The 12,764-nt window shown below is 74.9% G+C and carries 10 protein-coding genes and 1 pseudogene; 7 read left to right on the forward strand and 4 right to left on the reverse strand.

The features are described from left to right. Nucleotides 1–62: 62 nt before the first annotated feature. From JOD57_RS14655 to mnhG, 7 genes are all read left to right on the forward strand, one after another. Nucleotides 63–1,874, forward strand: a complete 1,812-nt coding sequence (locus JOD57_RS14655) for an ABC-F family ATP-binding cassette domain-containing protein (RefSeq protein ID WP_204692689.1) — start codon at nucleotides 63–65, stop codon at nucleotides 1,872–1,874. 171 nt (nucleotides 1,875–2,045) lie between these two features. After that, nucleotides 2,046–4,922 carry a Na+/H+ antiporter subunit A gene (locus JOD57_RS14660; protein WP_204692690.1) on the forward strand — a complete coding sequence of 959 codons (2,877 nt, stop codon included), beginning with the start codon at nucleotides 2,046–2,048 and terminating at the stop codon, nucleotides 4,920–4,922. After that, a complete protein-coding gene (locus JOD57_RS14665; protein ID WP_204692691.1) occupies nucleotides 4,919–5,410 on the forward strand; it encodes a Na(+)/H(+) antiporter subunit C in 492 nt (163 codons plus the stop codon). Before JOD57_RS14660 ends, JOD57_RS14665 begins: the two co-directional genes overlap by 4 nt. After that, on the forward strand, nucleotides 5,407–7,116 hold the full coding sequence (locus tag JOD57_RS14670; RefSeq protein WP_204692692.1) for a Na+/H+ antiporter subunit D: 1,710 nt from the start codon (nucleotides 5,407–5,409) through the stop codon (nucleotides 7,114–7,116). The genes JOD57_RS14665 and JOD57_RS14670 overlap by 4 nt, the downstream gene beginning before the upstream one ends. After that, nucleotides 7,113–7,679: a Na+/H+ antiporter subunit E gene (locus JOD57_RS14675; protein ID WP_204692693.1), complete on the forward strand. Its 567-nt coding sequence runs from the start codon at nucleotides 7,113–7,115 to the stop codon at nucleotides 7,677–7,679. Before JOD57_RS14670 ends, JOD57_RS14675 begins: the two co-directional genes overlap by 4 nt. After that, entirely contained in the window at nucleotides 7,676–8,005 is a 330-nt protein-coding gene (locus JOD57_RS14680; protein WP_204692694.1) for an MrpF/PhaF family protein, read from the forward strand. The genes JOD57_RS14675 and JOD57_RS14680 overlap by 4 nt, the downstream gene beginning before the upstream one ends. Beyond that, nucleotides 8,002–8,415, forward strand: coding sequence for a monovalent cation/H(+) antiporter subunit G (mnhG, locus tag JOD57_RS14685; RefSeq protein ID WP_204692695.1), 414 nt, complete (start codon nucleotides 8,002–8,004; stop codon nucleotides 8,413–8,415). Before JOD57_RS14680 ends, mnhG begins: the two co-directional genes overlap by 4 nt. Here the strand turns inward: mnhG and leuA are convergent. From leuA to JOD57_RS14700, 4 genes and pseudogenes are all read right to left on the reverse strand, one after another. Beyond that, nucleotides 8,406–10,142, reverse strand: a complete 1,737-nt coding sequence (leuA, locus tag JOD57_RS14690) for a 2-isopropylmalate synthase (RefSeq protein ID WP_307824690.1) — start codon at nucleotides 10,140–10,142, stop codon at nucleotides 8,406–8,408. The genes mnhG and leuA overlap by 10 nt on opposite strands. Before the next feature lie 177 nt (nucleotides 10,143–10,319). Further along, complete coding sequence (locus JOD57_RS14695) at nucleotides 10,320–10,766, reverse strand: hypothetical protein (protein WP_239568480.1); 447 nt, start codon at nucleotides 10,764–10,766, stop codon at nucleotides 10,320–10,322. A 26-nt stretch (nucleotides 10,767–10,792) separates the two neighbouring features. After that, nucleotides 10,793–11,023 (reverse strand): annotated as a pseudogene (locus JOD57_RS27315) (helix-turn-helix domain-containing protein); the annotation flags it as partial. 73 nt (nucleotides 11,024–11,096) lie between these two features. Further along, nucleotides 11,097–12,689, reverse strand: a complete 1,593-nt coding sequence (locus tag JOD57_RS14700) for a phospholipase D family protein (RefSeq protein ID WP_307824691.1) — start codon at nucleotides 12,687–12,689, stop codon at nucleotides 11,097–11,099. Nucleotides 12,690–12,764: the final 75 nt, after the last annotated feature.

Genomic DNA, 12,764 nt, shown 5'->3' on the forward strand with positions numbered 1-12,764 from the left:
CGCCTGACGGAGGGCGGGACGGGGACCGGTGATACTGGGGACCCCATGACCTGGACCCGACGGTGAGCGCCCCGCTGAACCTGCTCAACCTCGAGCGGGTGTCCAAGGCGCACGGCACGACCGTGCTGCTCGACGACGTCTCGCTCGGCGTGGCGTCCGGCGAGCGGATCGGCGTCGTCGGCCGCAACGGCAGCGGCAAGTCCACGCTGCTCGGCGTCCTGACCGGGCAGGAGGACCCCGACAGCGGGCGCGTCACCCGGCGCGGTGACCTCGCCGTCGGCGTCCTCGACCAGTCCGGCACCCTGCCGCCGGGCGCCACCGTCCGCGACGTCGTCCTGCCGGAGAGCCTGTTCGCCGCCGAGCACGAGTGGGCCGCCGACGCGGGCGTCCGCAGCGTGCTCACCGGCCTGGAGCTCGACCGGCTGGGGCTGGACAGCCCGGTCGCGCCGATGTCGGGCGGCGAGCGGCGGCGCGTGGCGCTGGCCGCGCAGCTGATCCGCCCGCTGGACCTGCTCGTCCTCGACGAGCCGACCAACCACCTCGACGTCGAGGGCGTGGCCTGGCTCGCCGACTTCGTCACGCGGCGGGTCGGCGCGCTCGTCGTCGTCACCCACGACCGCTGGTTCCTCGACGAGGTCTGCACCCAGACGTGGGAGGTCGCCGACGGCGCGGTGCACGCCTACGAGGGCGGCTACGCGGCGTACGTCCTGGCCCGGGCCGAGCGCTCGCGGATCGCGGCGGTCACCGAGGAGCGGCGGCAGAACCTGGTGCGCAAGGAGCTGGCCTGGCTGCGCCGCGGGCCGCCCGCGCGCACCAGCAAGCCGCGGTTCCGCATCGAGGCGGCCGAGGCGCTGATCGCCGACGAGCCGCCGCCGCGCGAGACGATGGCGCTCAAGGGCTTCGCCGCCCGCCGGCTCGGCCGGACCGTCTACGACGTCGAGGACGTCGACTACGCCGTCCCCGCCGACGACGGCCCGCGCCCGCTGTTCCGGGACCTGACCTGGCACGTCGGCCCCGGCGACCGGATCGGCGTGGTCGGGGTGAACGGCGCCGGGAAGACGTCGCTGCTGCGGCTGCTGGTCGGTGAGACCGAGCCCGACCGCGGCCGCGTGGTGCGCGGGCAGACGGTGGCGCCGGCCCACCTGTCGCAGCACGTCACCGAGCTGCCCGCGCGGCTGCGGGTGCTCGAGGCGGTGCAGGAGATCGCCCGCATCGCGCGGATCGGCAACCAGGAGATCTCGGCGTCGTCGCTGGCCGAGCGGTTCGGGTTCCCGGCGTCGCGGCAGTGGACGCCGGTCGGCGACCTCTCCGGCGGTGAGCGGCGCCGGCTGCAGCTGCTGCGGCTGCTCATGGCCGAGCCGAACGTGCTGCTGCTCGACGAGCCCACCAACGACCTCGACATCGACACGCTCACCCAGCTCGAGGACCTGCTCGACTCCTTCCCCGGCACGGTGCTGGTGGTCAGCCACGACCGGTACTTCGTCGACCGGGTGTGCGACTCGGTGGTGGCCCTCATGGGCGACGGCTCGCTGGCCGCGCTGCCCGGTGGCGTCGAGGAGTACCTGGCGCGCCGCGCGGCGGGCGAGGCGGTCCTGCCCTCCTCCGGGGGCGGGCTGACCCCGGCGGCCGCGGCGCCGGTCGCCGCCGGGCCCTCGGCGGCCGAGGTCCGCGCGGCGCGCAAGGAGGCCGCCCGGCTCGAGCGCCGGCTGGAGAGGCTGGGGACCGAGGAGGAGCGGCTGCACGCCGACCTCGCCGCCGCGGCCACCGACCACGCGCGGGTGCTCGAGCTCGACGGCCGGCTGCGGGAGCTGCTCGCGGAGAAGGAGCAGGTCGAGACCGACTGGCTGGCCGCCGCCGAGCTCGCCGAGGGCTGAGCCGCGCCCTCCTCCCGCACCGCAGTGCGTCCTCCCTCACCGTGGGCGGTCGGGGAGGACGCGCGACGATCAGGTGACCTGATCGTGGCCGGGTAGGCTGGGGGTCACCGCCGGCCGTCGTCCGACCGACGTCACTGGTGTCCCCGAGCCGCCCTCGACTCCCGGAGACACGTGCTCGTACTACTGCTCCTCCACCTCATCGCCGGCGTGCTGGCGCCCGTGCTCGTGCGGTGGTGGGGGCGGCAGGCCTTCCTCGTCCTGGCGCTCGTGCCCGCCGCCGCCTTCGGGTGGGTGCTGTCCCGCCTGGGCCCGGTCCTCGCCGGCGGGGAGCAGCGGGAGACGGTGCCGTGGGTCCCCGCGCTCCAGCTCGAGGTGGCGCTGCGGCTCGACGCCCTGGCGCTCGCCTTCGCCGCCCTGGTCACCGGCGTCGGCGCCCTGGTGCTGGTCTACTGCGCCCGCTACTTCGCCCCGGGCGAGGAGGGCACCGGCCGCTTCGCCGGCTGCCTCACCGCCTTCGCCGGGTCCATGCTCGGCCTGGTCCTCGCCGACGACCTGCTGCTGCTCTACGTGTTCTGGGAGCTCACCACCGTCTTCTCCTTCCTCCTCATCGGGGGCTCGGGACGGCGGCTGGCCGCGCGGCGGGCGGCGTCGCAGGCGCTGATCCTGACCACCGCCGGCGGCCTGGCCATGCTGGTCGGGCTGATCGTGATCGGCCAGGCCAGCGGCTCGTTCCTGCTGTCGGAGGTCGTCGCCGACCCCGGCAGCGGCACCGCGATGACCGTCGGCGCGGCCCTGGTGCTGGCCGGTGCGGTCACCAAGTCCGCGCTCGTGCCCTTCCATTTCTGGCTGCCCGCGGCCATGGAGGCGCCGACGCCGGTCAGCGCCTACCTGCACGCCGCGGCGATGGTGAAGGCCGGCGTCTACCTGGTCGCGCGGCTGGCGCCGGGCCTGGCCGACGTCCCGGGCTGGCGGCCGGTGGTGCTGGGCCTGGGTGTGGCGACCATGCTCGTCGGCGGGTACCGCGCGCTGCGGCAGAAGGACCTCAAGCTGCTGCTGGCCTTCGGCACGGTCAGCCAGCTGGGCTTCCTGGTCACGCTCGTCGGTGCGGGCAGCTCCGAGCTGGCCGTCGCCGGGCTGACCATGACGATCGCTCACGCGCTGTTCAAGTCCACGCTGTTCCTCACCGTCGGCGTCATCGACCACGCGACCGGCACCCGCGACCTGCGCCGGCTCTCCGGCCTCGGCCGCCGGGTGCCGGTGCTGGCCGCCGTCGGCACGGCCGCCGCGGCCTCCATGGCCGGGCTGCCGCCCCTGCTGGGCTTCGTCGGCAAGGAGGCGGCGTTCACCGCCCTGCTGGACGGCGGCCTGCCCGACCGGACCGTCGCGCTGGTCGTCCTCACCGGGCTGGTCGCGGGCTCGGTGCTCACCGCCGCCTACACCGCCCGCTTCGTGTGGGGTGCCTTCGCCCGCAAACCCGGGACGCCCGACACCGGACTCGAGCACCCGCCGGAGCCGCTGTTCCTGGCCGCGCCCGCCGTCCTGGCGCTGACCGGGCTGGTCCTCGGGCCGGCCAGCCCGCTGCTGGACCCGCTGGTCGCCGCCTACGGCGAGACGCTGCCGCTGCTGGCCCCCGAGGCCGAGCACCTGGCGCTGTGGCACGGCTGGCAGCCGGCGCTGGCGCTGTCCGCCCTCACGGTCGCCGGCGGTGCCGCGCTGTTCGCCGTCCGGGAACGGGTCCAGCGGCTGCAGCGTCGGGTGGCCGTCGGCGCCTCGGCCGACGAGGGCTACTGGAACGTCGTCCAGGGCATCGACCGGCTCTCGGTGCTGGTCACCGGCACCACCCAGCGCGGCTCGCTGCCGGCCTACCTCGGCACCATCCTGGTGGTGGTGCTGGCCCTGCCCGGCACGCTGCTGCTCACCCGCGCGCCGTGGCCCGGCGAGTGGCGGGCCTGGGACACCCCCGTGCAGGCGGTGGTCGGCGTCGTCGTCGTGACCGCCGCCGCGCTGACCCTGCGGATCCGCCAGCGGCTGTCGGCGGTGCTGGTCGTCGGCGTCACCGGGTACGGCATCGCGGTCGTCTTCGCGCTGCAGGGTGCCCCCGACCTCGCGCTCACGCAGTTCCTCGTCGAGACGCTCACCCTCGTCGTCTTCGTGCTGGTGCTGCGCAAGCTCCCCAAGGACATCTCCGAGCGGCACCGGCCGCGCGAGCGCGCCGTCCGCGGGGTGATCGCGGTCGCGGTGGGCGCGTTCATGGCCGCCGTCGGCGCGGTGGCGCTGTCCGCTCGCACCGCCGTCCCGGTGTCGGAGGACTGGCCCGGACCGGCCTACGACTTCGGCGGCGGGAAGAACGTCGTCAACGTGACGCTGGTCGACATCCGCGCCTGGGACACCCTCGGCGAGATCTCGCTGCTCGTCGTCGCCGCCACCGGCGTGGCCAGCCTGGTCTTCCTCCGCGGCCGCACCGGCGGCGTCGACCGCGTGACCCGCGCGGACCTGGTGCAGCGGCGCGGGCCCGGCCGGCGGGCCCCGCGGGACCGCTGGCTGGCCGCCACCGCGACGCTCGACCCGGCCCGCCGCTCGGTGGTGCTCGAGGTGGTCACCCGGCTGCTGTTCCACACCATCACGGTGTTCTCGCTGTACCTGCTCTTCAGCGGGCACAACGAGCCCGGCGGCGGGTTCGCCGGCGGCCTGGTCGCGGGCCTGGCGCTGGTGCTGCGCTACCTGGCCGGCGGGCGCTACGAGCTGGGCGAGGCCGCGCCGGTCGCGCCGGGCCTGCTGCTGGGCAGCGGGCTGCTCTTCGCCGGCGGCACCGGCGTCGCCGGCCTCCTGCTGGGGGCCGGGGTGCTGCAGACGGCGATCCTGGAGACGACGCTGCCGGTGCTCGGCGACGTCAAGCTCGTGACCTCGCTGTTCTTCGACTGCGGCGTCTACCTGATCGTCGTCGGGCTGGTCCTCGACGTGCTGCGCAGCCTGGGCGCCGAGCTCGACCGCCAGGAGGACCAGGAGGACCCGATCGAACTCGACCCCGGGGAGGTGGTGCTGCGATGACCCCCACGATCGTGCTGCCGGTGATGATCGGCGGGCTCTACGCGGCGGGGGTCTACCTGCTGCTCGACCGCAGTCTCACCCGTGTGCTGCTGGGCTTCGTGCTGCTGGGCAACGCGACCAACCTGCTGCTGCTGTCCACCGGCGGACCCGCGGGGCTGGCGCCGATCCTCGGCTACTCCGACCCGGAGGAGATCAACGACCCGCTGCCGCAGGCGCTGATCCTGACCGCCATCGTGATCACCTTCGGTGTCTCGGCGTTCGTGCTGGCGATCATCCACCGCTCCTGGCGGCTGGCCCGCAACGAGGCCGTCGGCACCGACGAGGAGGACCGCCGGGTCGCCTCCCGGCGGGCTCCGGACGCCGACGAGCTCGACCCGGACGACCTGGCCCCCGACGACCGCGCCGCCGGCCACGCCGACAGCCTCGCCAGGGACCTCGACGACCTGGCCGACGACGTCGACCTGCCCGCGGGGAGCGGCACCCGGTGATCGAGGTCCTCGCCCCGCTGCCGGTGCTGCTCCCGCTGCTGGGGGCGGCCGGCGCGCTGCTGGTGTCCGGCCACCCGACCTTCCAGCGCACCCTCAGCGTGACGGTGCTGTCCGCCGTGCTCGCCGTCTCGGTGGTCCTGCTGCTCGTGGCGGACGCCGAGGGCGCGAGCTCGGTGTCCGTCGGCGGCTGGCCGGTCCCGCTGGGCGTCGTGCTGGTCGTCGACCGGCTGTCGGCGCTGATGCTGGTGGTCGCCTCGACCGTGGCGCTGGGCGTCCTCCTGTTCGCCGTCGGCCAGGGCGCGGCCGACGGGTCGGAGGAGACGCCGCTGTCGATCTTCCACCCGACGTTCCTGGTGCTCGTCGCGGGCGTGGGCAACGCCTTCCTCGCCGGCGACCTGTTCAACCTCTACGTCGGCTTCGAGATCCTGCTGATGGCCTCCTACGTGCTGCTGACCCTCGGCGGCACGGCGACGCGCATCCGCGGCGGCATCACCTACATCGTGGTCAGCCTGACCAGCTCGCTGGTGTTCCTCGCCGCGATCGGGCTGCTCTACGCCGCGACCGGCACGGTGAACATGGCGCAGCTGGCGGTCCGGCTCGGCGAGCTGCCCGAGGGCACGCAGGTGCTGCTGCAGTCGATGCTGCTCATCGCGTTCGGCATCAAGGCCGCGGTCTTCCCGCTGTCGGCGTGGCTGCCCGACAGCTACCCGACCGCACCGGCCCCGGTCACCGCCGTCTTCGCCGGCCTGCTCACCAAGGTCGGCGTGTACGCGATCATCCGCACCCAGACGCTGCTGTTCCCCGGCGGCGCGCTCGACGACGTGCTGATGTGGGCGGCGCTGGCCACGATGCTGATCGGCATCCTCGGCGCGGTCGCGCAGAGCGACCTGCGCCGGATGCTGTCGTTCACGCTGGTCAGCCACATCGGCTACATGGTGTTCGGCATCGCCCTGGGGACGGCGGCGGGGCTGGCCGGCGCGGTCTTCTACGTGGCCCACCACATCGCCATCCAGACGACGCTGTTCCTGGTCGCCGGGCTGGTCGAGCGGCAGGGCGGGACGACGTCGGTGAACCGGCTCGGCGGCCTGGCCCGGCGCTCGCCGCTGCTGGCCGTGCTGTTCTTCGTGCCGGCGATGAACCTGGCCGGGATCCCGCCGCTGTCGGGCTTCATCGGCAAGCTCGGCCTCCTGCAGGCCGGGGTCGCCGAGGGCAGCGCCGCGGCGCACGTGCTGGTCGCCGGCGGGGTGGTGACCAGCCTGCTCACGCTGCTCGCGGTCGCCCGCGTCTGGACGCGCGCCTTCTGGCGGTCCCCGAGCCAGGCGCCGGCCGAGGACACCGCGGCCGCGGCGGCGGCCGCCGCGGCCGCCACGCTGCGCCCGCGGCCCCCGGGTGACGGTGCGGCGTCCGCCGACGGGGAGACGTCCCCGGACGGCGGGGCGCGCACCCCGCTGCAGGAGGCCTGGCGCCGGCACACCGCGGTGGCCACGGCGACCGAGCCCGACCTCCCGCCCGCGGCGGGGGCGGTCCGTGCGCTGCGTCCGCTGCCGGGGACGATGGTGGGTGCCACCGCGGCGCTGGTCGCGCTCACCGTGGCCCTCACCGGGCTGGCCGGGCCGCTGTACGGCCTGGCCGACCGGGCCGCGACGGACCTGATCGACCGCACGCCCTACGTGTCCTCGGTGTTCGGGACGGAGGAGGCTCCGTGAGCGTCGAGCCCGCCGCGACCCGGCTGCGCCACCAGGTCCCGCTGGTCGTCTGGCTGGTCGTGGTCTGGATGCTGCTGTGGGGCACCTGGTCGTGGGCGAACCTGCTCTCCGGCCTGCTCGTCGCCCTGACCGTGCTGACACTGCTGCCGCTGCCGCACGTGGTCGGCGGGGTCCGGGTCCGGCCGGCGCCGCTGCTGGCCTTCCTGGGGCACTTCGTCGTCGACCTGTTCGTGTCCGGTGCCGACGTCGCCTGGCAGGCCCTGCGGCCCGGCGGGGTGCACCGCACCGCGATCGTGCAGGTCCGGTTGCGCGCCGACTCCGACCTGCTGCTGACGATGGTCGCCGAGGCGACCTCGCTCGTCCCCGGGTCCCTGGTGCTGGACCTGGACCGGGAGCAGCGGGTGATGACCCTCCACCTGCTGCCCGTGCGCGACATGGCCGACGTGGCACGCAAGAAGGCCCACGTCCTCGTGGTCGAGGAGCGGCTGGTCCGGGCGTTCGGGTCCGCCGACGACGTCGCCGCCCTCGAGGGGCACCGGACAGAGGGGGTGCCGACACCGTGACGCTCGTCGCGGCGGCGCTGTACGCGCTCATCGGCGGGGGAGCGCTGCTCGCCCTCGTCCGGCTGGCCCGCGGTCCGTCGCTGCTGGACCGGGTGGTCGCCACCGACACGCTCCTGGTGATCATCGCGGCCGGCCTCGCGGTCCACGCCGCGCTGGTGCGCGACCCGACGCTCGTGCCGGTGCTCGTGGTGGTGTCGCTGCTGGCCTTCGTCGGCTCGGTGTCGGTGGCCCGCTACGTCGGCGGGATGCTGCTGCGCTCGCGTACCGGGGACGGCCGCGACCTCGGCCTGCCGGTGGCCGCCGAGGAGAGGGAGAGCCGGTCGTGACCGTACTCGCCGACGTCGTGGCCTTCACCTGCCTGCTGGCCGGCGCCGTCCTCTGCCTCACCGCCGGGCTGGGGCTGGTGCGCTTCCCCGACGTGCTGTCCCGGATGCACGCCGGCACCAAGCCCCAGGTGCTCGGGGTCCTGCTCGTCATGGTCGGGGCCGCCATCCGGCTGGACGGCTGGGCCAACGCCTGGATGCTGCTGCTCGTGGCGGCCTTCCAGCTGCTGACCGCGCCGGTCAGCGCGCACCTGATCAGCCGGGTGGCCTACCGCCGCCGGCACGTGCGCCGGGACCTGCTGCTGGTCGACGAGTTCGGCCGTGCCGGTCACCAGGACGCGGGCCACCACGGCGACGAGCCCGGTGACGCCCCGCCCGAGCGCCCCGGAGCGGGGTCCGCCGACTACCGCTGAGCCCGGTTCACCGCCGAGACGACCGCGCGCAGCGACGCCGAGACGATGTTCGGGTCGATGCCCACGCCCCACAGCACGCGGTCGCCGACGGCGCACTCGACGTAGGCCGCGGCCCGGGCGTCGCCGCCGGCCGAGAGCGCGTGCTCGGCGTAGTCCAGGACGCGGACGTCGACGTCGAGGCTGCGCAGCGCGTCGACGAAGGCCGCGATCGGGCCGTTGCCCCGGCCCTCCACGACCACCGGGACGCCCTCGTCGGTCAGCTCGACCACCATCTCGTCGACCTGGTCGCCGTGGGCGGTGTGCCGGTGGCCGCTGAGCGCGAAGCGGCCCCACGGCGCGTCCGGGTCGGGCAGGTACTCGCTGCTGAACGCGGCCCACATCTGCTGGGCGGTCACCTCACCGCCCTCGTCGTCGGTGTGCCGCTGGATGACCGCGCTGAACTCGATCTGCAGCCGGCGGGGCAGGTCGAGCTGGTTCTCGGTCTTCATGATGTAGGCGACGCCGCCCTTGCCGGACTGGCTGTTCACCCGGATGACCGCCTCGTAGCTGCGGCCGACGTCCTTGGGGTCGATCGGCAGGTACGGGACCGCCCAGGGCATCTCGTCGACGGCCGTGCCGGCGGCCTGCGCGTCGGCGGCCAGCGCCGCGAAGCCCTTGTTGATCGCGTCCTGGTGCGACCCGGAGAACGCGGTGTAGACCAGGTCGCCGCCGTAGGGGTGCCGCTCGTGCACGCCCAGCTGGTTGCAGTACTCGACGGTGCGCCGGATCTCGTCGATGTCGGAGAAGTCGATCTGCGGGTCGATGCCCTGGCTGAACAGGTTCAGGCCCAGGGTGACCAGGTCGACGTTGCCGGTGCGCTCGCCGTTGCCGAACAGGCAGCCCTCGATGCGGTCGGCGCCGGCGCGGTGGCCCAGCTCGGCGGCGGCGACGGCGGTGCCGCGGTCGTTGTGCGGGTGCAGGCTCAGGACGACGGCGTCGCGGCGGCCCAGGTTGCGGTGCATCCACTCGACCTGGTCGGCGTAGACCGTCGGCTCGGCCATCTCGACGGTGGCCGGCAGGTTGAGGACGGTCGGCCGGTCAGGGGTGGGCTCCCAGACGTCGGTGACCGCGTTGCAGATCTCGACGGCGAAGTCCAGCTCGGTGCCGGTGAAGGACTCCGGGCTGTACTGGTAGCGGATCTCGGTGTCGCCCATCTGCTCGGCCAGCTTGCGCACCAGCTGCGCGCCGTGGACGGCGATGTCCACGATGCCGGCGCGGTCGCTGGTGAAGACGACGCGGCGCTGCAGGGTGCTGGTCGAGTTGTAGAGGTGCACGATCGCCTGCCGGGCGCCGCGCAGCGACTCGAAGGTGCGCTCGATCAGCTCGTCGCGGGCCTGGGTGAGCACCTGGATCGTGACGTCGTCGGGTACCAGGTCGTCCTCGACCAGCTGACGGACGAAGTCGTAGTCGGTCTGGCTGGCCGCGGGGAAGCCGACCTCGATCTCCTTGTAGCCCATCCGGACCAGCAGCTCGAACATCCGCCGCTTGCGGTCGGGGGTCATCGGGTCGATGAGGGCCTGGTTGCCGTCGCGCAGGTCGACGGCGCACCAGCGCGGGGCCGCGGTGGTGACCGTCTCCGGCCAGGTGCGGTCGGGCAGGTCGATCGGCTGGAAGGGGGCGTAGCGGTGGATCGGCATCCGCGAGGGACGCTGGGGGTTGCGGGCGTGCGGGTGCTGCGGGGTGCTCACGGGGACTCGACTCCTCTGGCGCGGGCTGGACTGTCGCTCCTGGGGGCGGTCAGCAGGCGCCGGGGACGCACCCGACCACGGCAGGATCTCCGCGGCGAGGGGGCCGACCTAGGAGAGGGCCTCGCCGCGGCGGGTAAGCAGGAGGCTGCCGCGCACGGTCCTCACCGTAGCAGCGGGTCAGCCGACGTCGCAGCCACACGGGCAGTCCGCGGCGTGCCTCGGCGGGCCGGACCGGTCGTCGAGCTCGTCGCACGCGGCCGGGCACGTGCACTCGAAGCCCAGGTCGGCCGGGGCGATCTCCCCGGCCTCGAGGCGCCGCCGTCGCTCCTCCGCCCGTGCCTCCCGCGCCGCGGCGCGACGTGCCGCCGCCCGCTCCGCCGGAGCGTCCCCCGGCTGCGGTCGCTGGTGGTCGTCGGGCGTCCCGCGACGCCCGCGTCGACGGTCCCGCTCCCGTCGGTCGCGGGTGAACGTGGAGGTGACCGGTGGCCGGTCGTACCGGTGCGGCCCGTGCCACCAGCCGTCGTCGCCGTGCCGGGTGTCCAGGTGTGCCGGGAAGCACCGGCCGCCCTCGTCCCGGACGGCGCCTGCGTCCATCGGGGCGACCTCCACGCCCTCGCCGTCCACCAGCGCGAGCCGAAGCCCGCCACGGCCGCCAGCCGCGCCAGCGCCCGGACGTCGAGCCCGCGCGTGCCGGCCTCGCCGGCGGCGACCGTCGCCCTCGGGATCCCCGTGGCCCGGGCGACCTCCCGTTGGGACAGGTCGGCGACGCGCCGGATCCGCCGGATCAGACCGGGTAGGTCGAGGTCGCACACGGTTGCAGCATCCGGCGCGCCCCTCCTCCTGGAGCCGTCGTGGGTGTCCCTGGAGAGTGCTCTGCTCACAGGAGCAGGCAGAGCACGACTGTGCCGGGTGGGGCCCGGCCGTCGCCGCCGGGCTCGGAGGTGGTGGGCCCGGTCAGAACTCGCCGCGGCGGCGGAGGCGCAGGGGTCGGCCGTCGGGATCGTCGACCAGGCGGTAGACCGGCGTGGCCCACAGCCGGGTCGTCAGCGACAGGCGCTCGGGCCGGTGGTGGCGCAGCCGGCCACGGGGACGCGGGCCGACGCGGCCGCCGTCGTGCCAGGCGTCGAGGGCGTCGGCCGCGGCGTCGAGCGTGGCGACGAACGCCGCGGGGTCGACCAGGTCGGCGTCCTCGCCGCCGTCGGCGGCCCGGTCGGTGTGCTCGCGGGCCAGCTGCAGCCGCAGGTCGCGGGCGAAGGTGCGCGCACCGTCGCCGGTGCCGGCCGGGTCGCGCGGCTCCCGGGGATCGAGGGTGGTGTCGAGGACGGCGCTGGACAGCTCGCTGTCGTGGGTCCACGAGCGCCGGTTGAAGTTGTCGCTGCCCACGCTGGCCCAGACGTCGTCGACCACGCACACCTTGGCGTGCACGTACACCGGCGTCCCCTCGTGGTTCTCCACGTCGTAGACGTGCACCCGGTCGCGGCCGGCCCGCCGGCACGCCTCGATCGCCTCCCACCGCCCGACGTACTGCGGCCGCTCGGCGATCGCGCCCTCCTGGTCGGGGACCCGCGGGACGACGACCACCAGGTGCAGGTCGTCGTGCTCGGCCAGCGCCTCGGCGAACAGGCGGGCCACGTCGGCCGACCACATGTACTGGTCCTCGAGGTACACCAGCCGGCGGGCGCGCCTGACCGCCTTGCTGTAGCCGCGGGCGATGGAGCGCTCCCCGTCCGGGGCGAAGTCGTAGGGCGGCCGGATGGCGGGGTAGGTCCGCAGGTTCTGCACCAGGTGCGGCCCGGCCGGCGGCGGGGGCGGCAGCTGCGGCGGCAGCGTGTCGGCGTCCACCCGGCCGCGCCCGAGGCGGTCGAGGACGTGCGCGATGGGGTTGCCCGAATCGGGGTCGGTCGGGTCGTCCCAGCGCTCCCGGAAGACCGTGTCCACCGCCGCCACGGCCGGTCCGCGGATCTCCAGCTGGACGTCGTGCCACGGCGGTGTGGGTCCGTAGGCCGAGGACATGGGCAGCGTCTGCGGGTCGCCGCGGTGGTCGGCGTCGTCGCGCCGGCTGTGGCACAGGTCGATGCCGCCGACGAAGGCCACGTCCCTGGTGGGGTCCTGGTCGTGCCGGCAGACGACCAGCTTCTGGTGGTGGCTGCCCCCGCGCCGCACCCGCTGGTCGAGCACCACCAGGCCGCCGCCGTCCTCCACCTCGCGGTCGAGCGCCCGGTTCTCCCGCGCGCTGAACGACAGCCAGTCCACGTGCGAGCGCCAGACCAGCCCGCGCACGGTCACCCCGCGGCGGACCGCCTCGGTGAACATCTGGGCCACCGTCGGCCCGCCGGGGCGCAGCTCCTCGTCGGGGTCGCCGCGCCAGTCGGTGAAGAACAGGTGGTCGTTCTCGTCGAGCTGCTCGACCACCTCGACCAGCCGGTCGAAGTAGGTGGTCCCGTGCACCAGGGGGACGGCGAGGTTGCCCTCGGTCCACGCCGGGAGGTCCGTGGCCGTGTTCCCCCGCTCCTCGGTGCTGAGCAGCCAGTCCTCGGGAGCGGTCACCCGGCGATCACATCGTGCCGGGGCGGAGGGGCGCAACGGGGGTGCACACGGACGGGGAGTCGGGCGCCGCCCGCC

Source organism: Geodermatophilus bullaregiensis (assembly GCF_016907675.1).
Classification (GTDB): Bacteria; Actinomycetota; Actinomycetes; order Mycobacteriales; family Geodermatophilaceae; genus Geodermatophilus; species Geodermatophilus bullaregiensis.

Excerpts from the sequence above, each read along its gene's own strand:
- JOD57_RS14665 (WP_204692691.1), top strand. The coding sequence starts at position 4,919 with ATGACCCCCACGATCGTGCTGCCGGTGATGATCGGCGGGCTCTACGCG.